Source organism: Streptomyces sp. NPDC012935 (assembly GCF_042900345.1).
Taxonomy (GTDB): Bacteria; Actinomycetota; Actinomycetes; order Streptomycetales; family Streptomycetaceae; genus Streptomyces.
The window spans coordinates 17,711-33,564 of the sequence record NZ_JBIBBC010000014.1 but is presented as its reverse complement, the minus strand read 5'-3'; the positions used below and the strand labels follow the sequence as shown (position 1 = coordinate 33,564).

The 15,854-nt window shown below is 67.9% G+C and carries 14 protein-coding genes; 13 read left to right on the top strand and 1 reads right to left on the bottom strand.

Annotation, left to right across the window (positions count from 1 at the left end; all coding sequences use genetic code 11):
• Window positions 1–169: 169 nt before the first annotated feature.
• The 5 genes from ACFY5C_RS28980 (at window position 170) to tuf (ending at window position 5,345) form a co-directional block, all read left to right on the top strand.
• Window positions 170–634 carry a DUF1707 and DUF4190 domain-containing protein gene (locus tag ACFY5C_RS28980; RefSeq protein WP_389449747.1) on the top strand — a complete coding sequence of 155 codons (465 nt, stop codon included), beginning with the start codon at window positions 170–172 and terminating at the stop codon, window positions 632–634.
• A gap of 352 nt (window positions 635–986) precedes the next feature.
• Entirely contained in the window at window positions 987–1,358 is a 372-nt protein-coding gene (gene rpsL / locus ACFY5C_RS28975; RefSeq protein ID WP_003948652.1) for a 30S ribosomal protein S12, read from the top strand.
• Between the two features lie 2 nt (window positions 1,359–1,360).
• A complete protein-coding gene (gene rpsG / locus ACFY5C_RS28970) occupies window positions 1,361–1,831 on the top strand; it encodes a 30S ribosomal protein S7 (RefSeq protein WP_003992340.1) in 471 nt (156 codons plus the stop codon).
• Between the two features lie 39 nt (window positions 1,832–1,870).
• Window positions 1,871–3,997 (top strand): elongation factor G, encoded by a 2,127-nt coding sequence (gene fusA, locus ACFY5C_RS28965; RefSeq protein WP_190073629.1) that lies wholly within the window; start codon window positions 1,871–1,873, stop codon window positions 3,995–3,997.
• Window positions 3,998–4,151: 154 nt separating this feature from the next.
• The gene (gene tuf, locus ACFY5C_RS28960) at window positions 4,152–5,345 is read left to right on the top strand and encodes an elongation factor Tu (protein WP_369171677.1); all 1,194 of its coding nucleotides are present in this window, start codon (window positions 4,152–4,154) and stop codon (window positions 5,343–5,345) included.
• Window positions 5,346–5,444: 99 nt separating this feature from the next.
• Here tuf and ACFY5C_RS28955 read toward each other — a convergent pair whose 3' ends face one another.
• The gene (locus ACFY5C_RS28955; protein ID WP_389449265.1) at window positions 5,445–5,966 is read right to left on the bottom strand and encodes a hypothetical protein; all 522 of its coding nucleotides are present in this window, start codon (window positions 5,964–5,966) and stop codon (window positions 5,445–5,447) included.
• Between the two features lie 272 nt (window positions 5,967–6,238).
• On the opposite strand from ACFY5C_RS28955, the gene ACFY5C_RS28950 reads away from it, so the two are divergent.
• The 8 genes from ACFY5C_RS28950 to ACFY5C_RS28915 all read left to right on the top strand — a co-directional run bounded on the left by ACFY5C_RS28950 (window position 6,239) and on the right by ACFY5C_RS28915 (window position 15,801).
• On the top strand, window positions 6,239–6,826 hold the full coding sequence (locus ACFY5C_RS28950; protein ID WP_389449262.1) for a putative colanic acid biosynthesis acetyltransferase: 588 nt from the start codon (window positions 6,239–6,241) through the stop codon (window positions 6,824–6,826).
• Between the two features lie 23 nt (window positions 6,827–6,849).
• Entirely contained in the window at window positions 6,850–7,956 is a 1,107-nt protein-coding gene (locus ACFY5C_RS28945; protein WP_389449260.1) for a glycosyltransferase, read from the top strand.
• Between the two features lie 72 nt (window positions 7,957–8,028).
• Window positions 8,029–8,730 (top strand): CDP-alcohol phosphatidyltransferase family protein, encoded by a 702-nt coding sequence (locus tag ACFY5C_RS28940; protein WP_389449257.1) that lies wholly within the window; start codon window positions 8,029–8,031, stop codon window positions 8,728–8,730.
• A gap of 121 nt (window positions 8,731–8,851) precedes the next feature.
• Window positions 8,852–9,832: an NAD-dependent epimerase/dehydratase family protein gene (locus tag ACFY5C_RS28935; protein WP_389449254.1), complete on the top strand. Its 981-nt coding sequence runs from the start codon at window positions 8,852–8,854 to the stop codon at window positions 9,830–9,832.
• A 28-nt stretch (window positions 9,833–9,860) separates the two neighbouring features.
• Entirely contained in the window at window positions 9,861–11,060 is a 1,200-nt protein-coding gene (locus tag ACFY5C_RS28930; protein WP_389449251.1) for a glycosyltransferase family 4 protein, read from the top strand.
• 105 nt (window positions 11,061–11,165) lie between these two features.
• The gene (locus ACFY5C_RS28925) at window positions 11,166–12,644 is read left to right on the top strand and encodes a hypothetical protein (protein WP_389449248.1); all 1,479 of its coding nucleotides are present in this window, start codon (window positions 11,166–11,168) and stop codon (window positions 12,642–12,644) included.
• Complete coding sequence (locus ACFY5C_RS28920) at window positions 12,641–14,245, top strand: hypothetical protein (RefSeq protein ID WP_389449245.1); 1,605 nt, start codon at window positions 12,641–12,643, stop codon at window positions 14,243–14,245. The genes ACFY5C_RS28925 and ACFY5C_RS28920 overlap by 4 nt, the downstream gene beginning before the upstream one ends.
• Window positions 14,242–15,801 carry an oligosaccharide flippase family protein gene (locus ACFY5C_RS28915; RefSeq protein WP_389449242.1) on the top strand — a complete coding sequence of 520 codons (1,560 nt, stop codon included), beginning with the start codon at window positions 14,242–14,244 and terminating at the stop codon, window positions 15,799–15,801. Before ACFY5C_RS28920 ends, ACFY5C_RS28915 begins: the two co-directional genes overlap by 4 nt.
• Window positions 15,802–15,854: the final 53 nt, after the last annotated feature.

Below are 15,854 nucleotides of genomic sequence, written 5' to 3'. Positions count from 1 at the left end.
CGGTTCGGCGCATCATGGAGGGACCCGACCAGTACGGGGGAGGTGCTCCATGACGCATCCGTCGTGGCAGCCGGGGCAGCCGTGGCAGCCATGGAAGGGCAGCAGTGCGCCGCAGCCGTGGTCCGGCGCCGGCGCGCCGCAGCCGTGGACGGGGCCGAGCGCGCCGTCCATGCTGGCCTCGCACGCCGACCGTGAGCGCGCCGTCGACGTGCTCAGAGCCGGCTACGCCGAGGGGCGGCTGGAGCAGCCGGAGTTCGAGCAGCGGGTCTCGCGGGCCTACACGGCCCGTACGGTGGGGGACCTGGCCCTGCTCGTCGCCGACCTGCCCCAGGGCCCCATGCCGCACCCGGCGCCCATGACGCCCGTACCACCGACGTTCCTGGCGGCGCCCCGGCCGCCGACGAACGGCAAGGCCGTCGGTTCGGCGGTCTGCGGGGTGCTGTGCCTCGTGAGCTTCGGCCTGACCGGCATTCCGGCCGTCGCCCTGGGGCACGCCGCGCGCGCCGAGATCCGCCGAACCGGCGAGGGCGGCGATGCCCTCGCTCTCACCGGCCTCGTGCTGGGGTGGCTGTCGACCGCGGCCTGGGCGGCCATGCTGACGCTGATGATCGTCGCTGCCGCCTTGTCCGCATGACGGCTGCGGGCGCTCGTTCCGTCGACCGTGCGATGTGGCGCTGACATGCCGGGATCGCCGATTCGAAGATCAAACACGGCGTACGGTCTTGACATCGGCCGTATGGCGATGCGGGCGAGGCCCATTTGTTTTGACCGCAGCGAATGAGGTAGGTACGCTCAGACCTTGTGCCTGGGGTGTGCCCTGGCTCTCGTGCGTGCCTTTACCCGCATCGCGAGCTGTGAGCGGCCACCGTAATCTGTGCTGTTTTCGCCTTGCGGCGGGAGTCCGCCGGATTCGACACACCCGACCGCGTGGGTCGGCGACGTTCCAGGTTAGCTTCACCATTCGGCACACAGAAACCGGAGAAGTAGTGCCTACGATCCAGCAGCTGGTCCGTAAGGGCCGGCAGGACAAGGTCGAGAAGAACAAGACGCCCGCACTCGAGGGTTCCCCTCAGCGTCGTGGCGTCTGCACGCGTGTGTTCACGACCACCCCGAAGAAGCCGAACTCGGCCCTGCGTAAGGTCGCGCGTGTGCGTCTGACCAGCGGGATCGAGGTCACCGCTTACATTCCGGGTGAGGGACACAACCTGCAGGAGCACTCCATCGTGCTCGTGCGCGGCGGCCGTGTGAAGGACCTGCCGGGTGTTCGCTACAAGATCATCCGTGGCTCCCTCGACACCCAGGGTGTCAAGAACCGCAAGCAGGCCCGTTCCCGCTACGGCGCCAAGAAGGAGAAGTAGAAATGCCTCGTAAGGGCCCCGCCCCGAAGCGCCCGGTCATCATCGACCCGGTCTACGGTTCTCCTCTGGTGACGTCGCTCATCAACAAGGTGCTGCTGAACGGCAAGCGCTCCACCGCCGAGCGCATCGTCTACGGCGCCATGGAGGGTCTGCGTGAGAAGACGGGCAACGACCCGATCATCACGCTGAAGCGCGCGCTGGAGAACATCAAGCCGACCCTCGAGGTCAAGTCCCGCCGTGTCGGTGGTGCGACGTACCAGGTTCCGATCGAGGTCAAGCCCGGTCGTGCCAACACGCTCGCGCTGCGCTGGCTGGTCGGTTACTCCCGCGCCCGTCGCGAGAAGACCATGACCGAGCGTCTGCTCAACGAGCTTCTCGACGCTTCGAACGGCCTCGGTGCGGCCGTCAAGAAGCGCGAGGACACGCACAAGATGGCCGAGTCCAACAAGGCCTTCGCGCACTACCGCTGGTAGTCGCTACCCACATCGAGACCGAGAGAAGACTGAAGCCTTATGGCTACCACTTCACTTGACCTGGCCAAGGTCCGCAATATCGGGATCATGGCCCACATCGACGCGGGCAAGACGACCACCACCGAGCGGATCCTGTTCTACACCGGTGTGTCTTACAAGATCGGTGAGGTCCACGACGGCGCTGCCACCATGGACTGGATGGAGCAGGAGCAGGAGCGTGGCATCACGATCACGTCTGCTGCGACCACCTGTCACTGGCCGCTCGAGGACAACGACTACACCATCAACATCATCGACACCCCGGGGCACGTCGACTTCACCGTTGAGGTGGAGCGCTCCCTGCGTGTGCTCGACGGTGCCGTGACGGTGTTCGACGGTGTCGCCGGTGTCGAGCCGCAGTCCGAGACGGTGTGGCGTCAGGCCGACCGTTACGGCGTGCCGCGTATCTGCTTCGTCAACAAGCTGGACCGTACCGGCGCCGAGTTCCACCGCTGCGTGGACATGATCTCGGACCGCCTGGGCGCCCAGCCGCTCGTCATGCAGCTTCCGATCGGCGCCGAGGCCGACTTCAAGGGCGTCGTGGACCTGGTCCGCATGAAGGCGCTCGTGTGGTCCGCCGAGGCCGCCAAGGGCGAGATGTACGACGTCGTCGACATCCCGGCCACGCACACCGAGGCTGCCGAGGAGTACCGCGGCAAGCTGATCGAGGGCGTCGCCGAGAACGACGAAGAGATCATGGAGCTGTACCTGGAGGGCCAGGAGCCCACCGAGGAGCAGCTGTACGCCGCGATCCGTCGCATCACCATCGCGTCCGGCAAGTCCAGCGACACCACCGTCACCCCGGTGTTCTGTGGTACCGCGTTCAAGAACAAGGGCGTCCAGCCCCTGCTCGACGCGGTCGTGCGCTACCTGCCGACCCCGCTCGACGTCGAGGCCATCGAGGGCCACGACGTGAAGGACCCCGAGCTGGTCGTCAAGCGCAAGCCGTCCGACGACGAGCCGCTGTCCGCGCTGGCGTTCAAGATCATGAGCGACCCGCACCTCGGCAAGCTCACCTTCGTCCGGGTTTACTCGGGCCGCCTGGAGTCCGGCACCGCCGTGCTGAACTCCGTCAAGGGCAAGAAGGAGCGCATCGGCAAGATCTACCGCATGCACGCGAACAAGCGTGAGGAGATCGACTCGGTGGGCGCCGGCGACATCATCGCCGTCATGGGCCTGAAGCAGACCACCACCGGTGAGACGCTGTCCGACGACAAGAACCCGGTCATCCTGGAGTCCATGGACTTCCCGGCGCCGGTCATCCAGGTCGCCATCGAGCCCAAGTCGAAGGGCGACCAGGAGAAGCTGGGCGTCGCGATCCAGCGCCTGGCCGAGGAGGACCCGTCCTTCCAGGTCCACTCGGACGAGGAGACCGGCCAGACCATCATCGGTGGTATGGGCGAGCTGCACCTCGAGGTGCTGGTCGACCGTATGCGCCGTGAGTTCAAGGTCGAGGCCAACGTCGGCAAGCCGCAGGTCGCCTACCGTGAGACGATCCGCAAGGCCGTCGAGCGCGTCGACTACACGCACAAGAAGCAGACTGGTGGTACCGGCCAGTTCGCCAAGGTGCAGATCGCGATCGAGCCGATCGAGGGCGGCGACGCCTCGTACGAGTTCGTGAACAAGGTGACCGGTGGTCGTATCCCGAAGGAGTACATCCCTTCGGTCGACGCCGGTGCGCAGGAGGCCATGCAGTTCGGCATCCTCGCCGGTTACGAGATGACCGGCGTGCGCGTCACCCTCATCGACGGTGGCTACCACGAGGTCGACTCCTCGGAGCTCGCCTTCAAGATCGCCGGCTCGCAGGCCTTCAAGGAGGCCGCGCGCAAGGCCAGCCCCGTGCTCCTTGAGCCGATGATGGCCGTCGAGGTCACCACGCCCGAGGACTACATGGGCGAGGTCATCGGCGACATCAACTCCCGCCGTGGCCAGATCCAGGCCATGGAGGAGCGGGCGGGTGCTCGCGTCGTGAAGGGCCTCGTGCCCCTCTCGGAGATGTTCGGTTACGTCGGCGACCTGCGCAGCAAGACGTCCGGCCGTGCCAGCTACTCCATGCAGTTCGACTCCTACGCCGAGGTTCCGCGGAACGTCGCCGAGGAGATCATCGCGAAGGCCAAGGGCGAGTAACGCACCGCGTTCACACGCTTTAGGCTTGACTCCGGAGCCTTGAGGGGCAAACACCCGCGAACACGGATGTTTGCCCCGAGGCCCGGGCTTTCCAGCAAAGATCACCTGGCGCCGATGAAGCAAGGCGTTCAGAACCACTCCACAGGAGGACCCCGTGGCGAAGGCGAAGTTCGAGCGGACTAAGCCCCACGTCAACATCGGCACCATCGGTCACATCGACCACGGTAAGACGACCCTTACGGCCGCCATTACCAAGGTGCTGCACGACGCGTACCCGGACCTGAACGAGGCCTCGGCCTTCGACCAGATCGACAAGGCTCCCGAGGAGCGCCAGCGCGGTATCACCATCTCCATCGCGCACGTCGAGTACCAGACCGAGACGCGTCACTACGCCCACGTCGACTGCCCCGGTCACGCGGACTACATCAAGAACATGATCACCGGTGCTGCCCAGATGGACGGCGCCATCCTCGTGGTCGCCGCCACCGACGGCCCGATGCCGCAGACCAAGGAGCACGTGCTCCTGGCCCGCCAGGTCGGCGTTCCGTACATCGTCGTCGCCCTGAACAAGGCCGACATGGTGGACGACGAGGAGATCCTGGAGCTCGTCGAGCTCGAGGTTCGTGAGCTGCTCTCCGAGTACGAGTTCCCGGGCGACGACCTGCCGGTCGTCAAGGTCTCGGCGCTCAAGGCCCTTGAGGGCGACAAGGAGTGGGGCAACACCGTCCTCGAGCTCATGAAGGCCGTGGACGAGAACATCCCGCAGCCCGAGCGTGACGTCGACAAGCCGTTCCTGATGCCGATCGAGGACGTCTTCACGATCACCGGTCGCGGTACGGTCGTCACCGGCCGTATCGAGCGTGGTGTCCTCAAGGTCAACGAGACCGTCGACATCGTCGGCATCAAGACCGAGAAGACCACCACCACGGTCACCGGCATCGAGATGTTCCGCAAGCTGCTCGACGAGGGCCAGGCCGGTGAGAACGTCGGTCTGCTGCTCCGCGGCATCAAGCGCGAGGACGTCGAGCGCGGCCAGGTCATCATCAAGCCCGGTTCGGTTACGCCGCACACCGAGTTCGAGGCCCAGGCCTACATCCTGTCCAAGGACGAGGGTGGCCGCCACACGCCGTTCTTCAACAACTACCGTCCGCAGTTCTACTTCCGTACGACGGACGTGACCGGCGTTGTGACCCTCCCCGAGGGCACCGAGATGGTCATGCCGGGTGACAACACCGAGATGAAGGTGGAGCTCATCCAGCCCGTCGCCATGGAAGAGGGCCTGAAGTTCGCCATCCGTGAGGGTGGCCGGACGGTCGGCGCCGGCCAGGTCACCAAGATCAACAAGTGAGCTTGTTGATTTGACCTGGTAGCTCCAGCGCGAGCTCCTGAAGGGGCCCGTACGACTTTGGTCGTACGGGCCTCTTTGCTGTGCGGCGTGGGGGACGCGTCAGGTGTTGGAGCCGTCCTCGACGAGGCAGAAGTCGATGTGGCTGAGGCCGTAGAAGTCGTCCGGGTCCATCTGAGTGCTCGTGTTGAGCGGCGCGTGGAGATCTTCGTCGGCCTGGATGCCCGTGGGCCGGTAGTCATAGAGATTGGCGTTCGGGCCGCCCTTGACGATCACGCCCGCGGCGTTGAAGTCGTCGCTGATGACGAAGTCGAAGGTGTTGTCGGTGTCGATGTTCTGGATGGTGATCTCGTCGTCTTCCCCGAACGTCCCCTCCGTCACCGGGTCGACCTTGACGATCCGGTCGCAGTCGAAGGGGGGAATGGTGGTGGGCAGCGTGGCGAAGGTCGGGTTGCCCGCCACCTCCACCGGCTGCTCGCCGGAGTCGCTGGGGGGCCCCGGCTGTGCCGACGCGGAACCGGCCCCGAGGGTGACCGCCAGGGCCGTGGTCAGGCCGAGGCCGACGCAGCGCGCTGCCCATCTCGCTCGCGTCGGCCACGCGGCCGCTCGACTGGTTACTCGCACGATAAGTGCTCCTTTTGCTCTGGATCTGCCTGTTTGCACCCTTTTGTGGGCAGTCTGATTATTCGCACAATCGGGTCGGCGTCAGTCCTGGGGAATCCATTTCTTGGGCCGTCCGGGGTGCAGGGCACCGGAAAGGACGAACGTCGGCCCCGGCGGCGTGCGCCGGGTAGTCGAGGGTGTCGGCAACACGCCCGTATGTGCTGGTGCTCGCGATGCGGTCATAGTAAATACACGTAAATACAGATTCTGCGCATTTCGGGAAGGGCGCCGCCATGTCAGAGACCGCTGCGCCGCCTGGTGGAAGCGCCCGTGCGGGCCAGGCCGGTCACAGGGCTGTCGTCGAGCGTTCTCTGCGGGGTTTCACCGGGGCGGGCTACGACAAGGGCCGGCCCTGGCTGATCCAGGCCGCGTGGTTCGCCGTATTGCATCTCGTGTTCCGCAAATGGTGGTTCCCGGCCCGCTGGCGGCCTGCGGTGCTGCGGGCGTTCGGTGCGCGGGTCGGGCGGCGGGTGCTGATCCGGCACGGTGTCCGGGTGCACTGGCCCTGGCGGCTGTCCGTCGGCGACGACGTGTGGATCGGTGAGGGCGCCTGGTTGCTGAACCTTCAGCCGATCACTATCGGCAGCGACGTGTGTGTCTCGCAGGACGCGTTCCTGTGCACCGGAAGTCACCAACACCGCAGCCCCACCATGGAGTTCGACAACGGGCCGATCCGCCTGGAGCCCGGATCCTGGGTCGCGGCGCGGGCCGTCGTGCTGCGCGGCGTGACCGTCGGCCGCAGCGCGGTCGTCGGTGCCTCGGCGATCGCCCACCGGGACCTCGCTCCCGGCGAGGTCATCACCCAGGGGGTCGCGGCATGAGAGTCGTCCATGTGGTGACGCTCGTGAGCGACGACGGAGCGTACGGCGGTCCGACCAGCGTGGCCGCCGGGCACCTTGAGGAGTGCGCGGCCCGAGGCCACGAGGTCACGCTGGTGTCGCTGTGGCGAGGCAGGTCCTCAGCGCCGAAACGCCTCGGCTCGGTGCCGCTGCGCACGCGTCCGGCCCGCTCACTGCTCCCGGGGCGCTTCACCGGGCTCATGCATCCGCTGCTGGTCAGGGACCTGTGGGTCTCGATGGGCAGGGCCGACGTGGTCCACGTCCACGCGGGGCGCGACCTCGTCTCCCTCGCGGCGCTCGCCGTCGCCGCGTTGCGCCGCAAGAAGTTCTTCGCGCAGACGCATGGCATGCTGCAGCCCCGGCACGCGGCCGTTGCCAGGCTCTTCGACCGTGTCTACGTGCCGCTGCTGCGGCGCGCGCACGGCTGCCTGGTCCTCACCGAGCACGAGCGCCGGGCCGTGGCCGAGGTCATCGGTGCCGACGGTCCGCCGCTGATGACCCTGCCCAACGGGGTGCGACCCGAGCCCGGGGGAGGGGCGGAGCACCCGCGGCGCCACCGCGAGGTGCTCTTCCTCGCCAGACTGCACCCGCGCAAGCGTCCGGAGGCGTTCGTCGAGATGGCCGCTCTGGTCCACCGGCGGATGCCCGACGCCCGGTTCACCATCCATGGGGCGGACGAGGGGATGCTGCCGACGGTGCGCCGGCTGATCGCCGCCCATGGACTGCAGGGGATCGTCTCCTACGGCGGGGCTCTGCGGCACCCGGAGGCGGTGCGGGCGTATGCGAGGGCGGCGGTCTATGTGCTGCCCAGCGTCGACGAGCCGTTCCCAATGACCGTGATGGAGGCCCTCTCGGCCGGCACTCCCGTGGTCTGCACGGACAGCTGCGGCATCGCGGACGAGCTGGCTCGCCGGGGCGCGGCGAAGGTCACCGACGGCAGTCCGGAGGCGCTGGCCGAAGCCGTGTGCGGTGTGCTGGCCGACGACGCCGAGCGGGACGCCCTCGTGGAGGCGGGGCATCGCGCCGTCCGGGAGGCGTTCTCGATTCATGCGGTGACGGATCGGCTGGAGGCGATCTATCGGGGTGCCTGTCACGTGCCCTCTCGGGATTAGCTCGCGCGCGGACGACTCCGAGAATTCGGTACGCGGTTGCTCCTTCTGCCCGTTCACGCACGAGGTCAGGTAATGGAATTCTCCAGCACGCTGCAGCAGCTCTCGAAGGTGCAGAAGCCCGCCCAGGGGGTTTCCGTCTACGCACGGTTCGTCAACCGGCCGGCCGGGAGACTGCTCGCAGCAGCGGCGTACCGTATCGGGCTCTCGCCCAATCATGTGACGGCCGTCAGCGCGCTGGTCACTTTCGCGGCCGTTCTCGCGATTGCACTGTGCCCGCCTTCATATGCGGTGGGACAGTGGGTCTCACTCGCGCTGCTTCTCGGGTTCGCGCTCGATTCCGCGGACGGTCAGCTGGCCAGGCTGCACCGGTCGTCCAGCCTTTCCGGGGAGTGGCTGGACCATGTGGTGGACTGCGCGAAAATCCTGGGCATTCACGCTGCGGTGCTGATTTCCTTCTACCGCTTCTTCGATCTGACGCAGCCCGCGCTACTGCTCCCGGTCATCTTCCAGTTCGCCGCCGTCCTGCTGTTCTTCGGAGGGATTCTCACGGAACAGCTGAGAAGGCGAAGGGTGAAGCCGCCCACCGGGCCGCCGGCCCCGGCTTCCAGTGTTCGGGGCATGGTCCTGTTGCCCGTGGATTACGGCCTGTTCTGCCTGATCTTCCTGTCCCTGGGGAACCAGAAGCTGTTCCTCGCACTGTACGTCGCCCTGCTCGTGGCCCATGTCGTGCTGCTTCCGGCGTTCTTTGCCAAGTGGCTCCGGGAGCTCTCCTGACGCGAACTCGGACGGAGGTATCGGGCACCTTGTGATGCGGAAACGCGCGTCATATCACATGAAAAGGTGTAAACAGTGATTAATCTGCCAGTCGGATTCCGGCTTTCCAGAAGGAGCTGCCATGAGCAAGCAGGTGGATGTCGTTGTCGCGGGTGGCGGAGGATTCATTGGTGGGCATCTGGCGGCCCACCTTTTGTCCCAGGGCCTGACCGTGCGGTGTGTCGACATCAAGCCGCAGCATGAGTGGCAGCAGGTGCATGCCGGCGCCGAGAACGTCGTCGCCGATCTGTCCCTCCTCGAAAGCGCCCGCGCCGCCGTCCGGAACGCCCGTCAGGTGTACATGCTGGCCGCCGACATGGGCGGCATGGGATTCATCGAGAACCACAAGGCGGCCTGCATGATGTCGGTGCTGACCAGCACCCACATGCTCAAGGCCGCGCAAGAGGCGGGTGTGGAGCGCTATTTCTATTCCTCGTCCGCCTGCGTGTACGCCGCCGACAAACAGGGCGACCCGAAAGTCACCGCCCTCAAGGAGGAGGACGCCTACCCGGCGCAGCCCGAGGACGGCTACGGCTGGGAGAAGCTCTTCTCGGAGCGCATGTGCCGCCACTTCGAGGAGGACTACGGGTTCACCTGTCGTGTCGCGCGCTACCACAACGTCTACGGCCCCGCGGGCACCTGGACCGGAGGACGCGAGAAGGCCCCGGCCGCCGTGTGCCGCAAGATCGCCGAGGCGGTCATCTCCGGTGAGCACCGGATCGACATCTGGGGCGACGGCCGGCAGACCCGTTCCTTCATGTACGTCGACGACTGCCTCCACGGCACGCAGATGCTCATGAACGGCACCAGCAGCGTCCCGGTCAACCTCGGCTCCTCCGAGCTGGTCACCATCAACCAACTGGTCGACATCGTCGAGGAGATCGCGGGCATCCGCTGCGAGCGCGCCTACCGGCTGGACGCGCCGCAGGGCGTACGCGGCCGCAACTCCGACAACGGCCTGATTAGGGAACTGTACGGCTGGGAGCCGTCGATCCCGCTGGCCGACGGGCTCGAGAAGACCTACGCCTGGGTCTTCGACCAGGTCAAGCGCGCTCGTTCCTGATCCCTCGAACCGGCCGGGAGAGCAGTACATGAGGATCCTCGTCCACGACTACAGCGGGCACCCGTTCCAGGCCCAGCTCAGCCGTGAACTGGCATACCGCGGTCATGACGTCGTCCACTCGACCTGCTCGGCCTACGTCTCCGGGAAGGGCAACCTCGCCGAGGACACGGTCGTCGGCCTCCGCTTCGTCACCATCGGCGACCGTGTCGTACTGGACAAGGGCGCCTATGTCCGACGCCTCTTCAAGGAGACGTGGCTGGGTCTGGAGCTGGCACGGCAGGTGCGGCGCGAGAAGCCGGACGTGGCGATGCTGGCGAACCTGCCGATCCCGACCCTGGTCGTGGCCGCGTCGGCGCTGAAGGCGCTGCGTATCCCGTGGGTGCTCTGGCACCAGGACATCACCGCCGTCGCACTGAAGAGCTTCGCCGCCGCAGGGGTGTCGAGGCTGATGGGCGTCGCCGCCCGGGTCTTCGAGCAGGGCGAGAAGTGGTCGGCGCGACGGGCCTCGGCGATCGTCGTGATCGCCGACTCCTTCGTGCGGGTCCACCGGGAGTGGGGCACCGCCGGCAAGGTCACCGTCATTCCCAACTGGGCGCCGCTGGACGAGATCCTGCCCGTGCCCCGCGCCAACGCATGGTCGCAGGAGCACGGCCTCACCGGCGTCAGGACCGTGCTGTACTCGGGCACGATCGGCCTCAAGCACAACCCCGTCCTGCTGGTGCGGCTGGCCGAGACCCTGCGTGAGCAGGGCGAACGAGTCCGCCTCGTCGTCGTCAACGACGGACCGGCCGTCCCGGTCATCAAAGAGGCTGCCGCCGCTCGCGGCGTCGACCTGACCCTGCTGCCCTTCCAGCCCTACGAGCGGCTGCCCGAGGTGCTGGGCGCGGGCGATGTGCTGGTCGTGCTTCTGACGGCGGACGCGGGAGAGTTCTCGGTCCCCTCCAAGACGCTGTCCTATCTGTGCGCCGGACGCCCGGTGCTGGGCCTGATGCCGGCGGACAACCTGGCGGCGAAACTGCTCCGGCGGGCCGGCTCGCCGGTGTTCGCCCCCGAGGAGTCCTCGCTGTCCGAAGCGGCCACATGGGTCCGGGAGGTACTGAACGACCCGGCGCGGGCGGAGTCCCTGGGCAAGGAGAGCAGGGCCCTGGCCGAGCGGGAGTTCGCCCTTGAGCGGTGTGCTTCGCGGTTCGAGGAAATTCTGCGGGCGGCAAGCCACGCCCTCACGTGATTAATGTGACTTTATAGTAATTCACGTCATGTGAAACGCCCTCTGAAATGCGCGGGATCGGCCTGGCCTTTGGGCTATAAATCTACCGGTGTCGATCCATTACGTTTGCTCGCTCAATCGGGGGTGCAGGTGCGAGGCGGTGAACAGCGTTCCGTGGCAGCGGTGTGCTGCTGGGCCTTCTTTTTCGTCGCCTTCCTGCCCGCGCTGATTCTCCAGGCCATCGACACGCGATTCGGGACGGCACTCGCCGTGCAGTGTGTCGTCGTGGTGCATACCGGAGTGGGGCTGGCCCGGGTGCTCACCGATACGTCGGTGCGCCTGGTCGCGTTCGGATTCTGGCTCTTCTCCTACGTATGGCTCGGTCTGGCGCCGCTCGCCATGCTCGCCACCGACACCTATCCGCTGGGCCACCGCAGCGGTGAGACGACCGCTTTCGTGGCCGTCATGCTGACGGAACTCGGTCTCCTCGCCTACACCGCGGGGGCGGCCCTGGCCGCCGGACGCAAGCGCGGCAGGTCGGCCGTACTGGAACCGCTGCTGTCCCGCACGCTCTCGCCGCTGCCCGTCCTCCTCCTGTGCGGCCTGTCGCTGCTGCTCGCGGTCGCGCTGATCCCCGGGCAGGAAGGCGGCCTGCGGGCCTACTTCACCAGCCGCCAGGCTCTGTGGCAGTCGGACACCCAATCGGACACGGTGCACGCGCTGCGCGTCTGGTGCCTCGCCGTCCCGGCCTTCTGGTCCATGGTGGCCCTGGTCCACCTGCCCCGCAGGGCCACCGGCGACCGGCTGCTGCGCGCGGTCCGCCGGCTGCTGCTCCCGGCCCTGCTCGCACTCAACGTGATCGTCAACAACCCCATCAGCAGACCGCGGTTCTGGGCCGGAACCGTCCTTTTGGTGCTGCTCTTCTCATGGCGCCGGTTCAACACCCCGCGGGCCTTTCGCGGCACCGCCGTAGCCATCACCGCCGTGGTGCTGTTCGCTTTCCCCTACAGCGACTACTTCCGCTACGACGAACGTGAATCGCTGCAAGTCGTGGGACTTGCGGAGCAGTTCAGCACCAGCATGGACTACGACGCATTCCAGCAAATGCAGACCGGCATCGACTATGTGCAGGAAAACGGCTTCTCGCCGTCGGCCCTGCTCGGTGTCGTCCTGATCGTGATTCCTCGCACCGTGTGGCCCGGAAAACCGCAGGCCACCGGTATCGAATTCGCAGAGTACGCGGGTTATGACTTCCACAACCTCTCCGCGCCGCTGTGGATCGAGAGTTATCTGTGGGGCGGTCCGCTGTGTGTCGTCGCGGTCTTCTGCCTGCTGGGCGCGGCCGGACGGCGGGTGGACGACATCAGGGCACGGCTGCGGGACCGGCAGAGCACCCTGGCGGTTCTGCTGGTCCCCGCCTACGCCTTCTACCAGTTGATCTTCCTGCGCGGCAGCCTCATGGCGATCATCGCGCCCCTCGCGCTGCTCCTGATCCTCCCGCTCTTCCTCACCCGCGCCGTCGGGCCGTCACGGCTCCCGGCCCCGGCGCGGTCACCCGCCACCGCGGGCCACGCACTCATCCCCGGCCACAGGAGGCACCCGTGACCAGCCCCGCCGGTTTCGACGATCGGTACGACGACCCCGACGAGCTTCGCGACCAGGTGCGCCTGCTGCTGAGGTACCGCGCGACCCTCGTGTCGGGCGTGATCCTGGGGCTGCTCGGCGGGCTGCTGCTGGTTCTGCTGCGCGCGGGCAGTTACACCTCCACCGCTGAAGTGCTCGTGCGCCCCAGGTCCGACCCCTTCAGCACGATCGGAGTGGGCGCGGACAGCCAGGTGAGCATGGGCACGGAGCGGCAGATCGCGCTCAGCGCGACCGTCGCGTCCCGGGCTGCAACGGAACTGCGGCACAAGCCCGGCGCCGACGCGCTGCTGGCGGACATGCGCGTGACGAACCTCCCGGACACCCAGGTGCTCCGGTTCGAGTACACGGCGGGCACCGCGCAGGGTGCCGCTCGGGTCACCAACGCGTTCGCCCGGGCCTACCTCGCCGATCGCCAGGACCGCTCCGAGGCCATGGCCGCGCGGATGGCTGCCGGTCTGGAGCGGCAGATCGCCGAGCTGACCGAGCGGCTCGACACGAAGAAGGGCGACCCGCCCGTCGCCGGCGCCGCGGGACTGCGGGAACAGGTCGGCATTCTGCGCAAGAAGATCTCGGACGTAAGGACCTACGACCCCTTCGCCGGCGACATCGTCCGCAGGGCCGAGCCGGCGGCACGGCCCGCGGGACCCGCCCCCGGTTGGCTCATCGCGGCCGGCCTGATCGGCGGTCTCATCCTGGGTGTCGTGCTCGCCTGGCTGCGATCCGCCCTCGAACCACGGGCGCGTTCGGTCGGCGAGGTCCAGCAGGCGCTGCACGCTCCCGTGCTGGGTATCCTCCCGGCTCCTGGCACCGGGGGCGAAGTGCTGGAGGTCGGCCGGGCCGACGGCAGCCGAGCGGAGGCGTACCGGGCCCTGGCCCTGCGTCTGCGGGGCAGCGACGGCCGTATGTCCCTGAGCAGGCTCATGATCGTGGCGCCGAGGCAGCATCGAGGTGCCGAGGCCGTGGCCGTGAATCTCGCCGCCGCCCTCGCCGAGTCCGGTGACGAGGTACGACTGGTGGACGCCGGCGCGCACACCCCCGACCTCTGGGCCCGACTGCCGCTGTCGTGCGGCGACCCGGAGACGGACGACGTACCTGAGGGCGCGGTGGTCGTCGACGCGGGCACGGCCGGGCGGTTCACGCTCTTCCCCCACAGCCGCGGCGCCAGCGGCGAAGACGGGCCGGCGTTTCCGGCCGCGCGTGCCGTGCCGGATGCCGATTCCTGCGGGCCGACGCTCGTCCTGAGCCCGCCTCTTCTGGAACACGGCGACGGTCTGGCGCTCGCCCCGTGCGTGGACGGTGTTCTCGTGGTGGGCGCGCTGGACGACATCAGGCGCGACGACCTCAAGCGCGTGCGCGAGCTGGTCAGCTGCTTGGGCGGACACCTCGTCGGTGCTGCGCTCCACGACGGCACCCGGTCCGGCTTGCTCCGCCGTGTCAGGGGCGGCGATCCGCCGCGCCGGCGGCGGGAAAGGAACGGGCCCATGACTTCCGCTCCGGCCGACGAAGCCCCGGCGAAGCCGACCGCGCCCATGCGGGACGACACGCTCACCACCTCCCGGTGAGCACCTCCGGTACGACGGTGCCGGCCACCGGCCGGTCGACCGTCCGCTCCGGCGTCGCCGCCACCGCACGCGGCGGGTGGTGGGGGTTCCTGGGCTCGACGGTCAACGCGGTATTCGGCTATGTCCTGGTCACCCTGGTCACCCGCGGGCTCGGGGCGTACGGGGCCGGAGCGGTGTTCACCGGCGTCGCGGCCTTCACCATCCTGTGCAACGCCTGCAAGCTCGGCGCCGACACCGGGCTGGTGCGCTTCGTCCCCGGCGACCTGGCCATCACCGGTGGCCGCAAGGTGGGCGCGCTGCTGCGCAGCGCGGTCGTGCCAGGTGCCCTGGCGAGCACCACGGCCGCCGCGCTGCTGTTCCTGTCGCCTCGCACAGCCACCGCGCTGCTGCCGAGTCTCGCTCCAGGCGACGCGGTGACCCTGGTCAGGCTGTTCGCCGTGTTCCTCCCCCTGGCCACGGTCACCCTGATCCTGCTGGGTGCCACTCAGGGGCACGGCACCGTGATCCCGTACGTCGGTGTCGAGCAGATCGGGAAGCCGGTACTGCGCGTACTGATCGCCGTACCGGTTCTGCTGCTGGCCCCGGGGGTGCTGAGTCTGGCCGCCGCCTGGCTCGTGCCCTCGCTGGCCGGTTTCCTCTTCGCCTGGATCGCCCTGCGCAGGTGCCGTCGCAGGAGTACTGAACCCGTCTGCGTACGGGAAACCGCCGTACGGGAGATCGCCGCCACCCGGCGCGGGTTCTGGGCGTTCGCCGCGCCCCGGGCGATCTCGTCCGTGTTCGACATCAGTGCGGTCTGGCTGGGCGTCGTCCTGCTGTCCTCCCTGGCGACGAGCGAGGAAGCGGGTATCTACACCGCCGTCGCCCGCGTGGTCATCGCGGCGACGCTCCTCCAGTTGGCCATCCGGCTGGCCGTCGCCCCGGAGATCAGCCGCCTCCTGGCCCTGGGCGACCTCGCGCAGGCCGCCCATCTCCACCGTGTCTCGACGCGGTGGATCGTGCTGTTCTCCTGGCCGCTGCTCGCCCTGCTCACGAGCTTCCCGGGCACCGTTCTGTCGCTGTTCGGACCGGAGTTCGAGCAGGGGGCGAGCGCGCTGGTGCTGCTCTGTATCGCCTCGGCGGTCAACGTCGGGGTCGGCAACGCCCAGACCGTGCTGCTCATGGCGGGCAAGAGCACCTGGCATCTGGCGGTCACAGGCGTCGCGTTCGCGGTGCAGCTGACGGTCGGGTTCCTCGCGATTCCCCGGCTCGGCGTCCTTGGCGCCGCCCTGTCCTGGGGGGCGGCGACCGTCGTGGAGAACGTCGTCGCAGCCGTGTTGGTGCGGCGGCATCCCGGCTTCGTCTTCATCGACGGCGGATACCTGCTGGCGACGGCCGTCGCACTGTGCCTCACCGTGCCCCTGGTCGTCACCGGCAGGCTGCTGGCAGGTGACACGGCCGTCGGAATTGCCGCCGCAATCACCATGGGATTGTGCGCATTTGGTATAGGTTTGTGGCGATTTCGTACAGCTTTGGGAGTGCACGAACTCGTCGGTGTGCTGCGCGAACGCACCCCATGAGGCCGTCTCGAAACCGAGACCGCCGCTCCATCTCCCCTTCCTCCACCCGTCCT

Bases quoted from the DNA above. Each gene is read 5' to 3' on its own strand.
- rpsG (WP_003992340.1), top strand. From the start codon at position 1,361: ATGCCTCGTAAGGGCCCCGCCCCGAAGCGCCCGGTCATCATCGACCCG.
- ACFY5C_RS28930 (WP_389449251.1), top strand. From the start codon at position 9,861: ATGAGGATCCTCGTCCACGACTACAGCGGGCACCCGTTCCAGGCCCAG.
- fusA (WP_190073629.1), top strand. From the start codon at position 1,871: ATGGCTACCACTTCACTTGACCTGGCCAAGGTCCGCAATATCGGGATC.
- ACFY5C_RS28950 (WP_389449262.1), top strand. From the start codon at position 6,239: ATGTCAGAGACCGCTGCGCCGCCTGGTGGAAGCGCCCGTGCGGGCCAG.
- ACFY5C_RS28935 (WP_389449254.1), top strand. From the start codon at position 8,852: ATGAGCAAGCAGGTGGATGTCGTTGTCGCGGGTGGCGGAGGATTCATT.
- ACFY5C_RS28980 (WP_389449747.1), top strand. From the start codon at position 170: ATGCTGGCCTCGCACGCCGACCGTGAGCGCGCCGTCGACGTGCTCAGA.
- ACFY5C_RS28940 (WP_389449257.1), top strand. From the start codon at position 8,029: ATGGAATTCTCCAGCACGCTGCAGCAGCTCTCGAAGGTGCAGAAGCCC.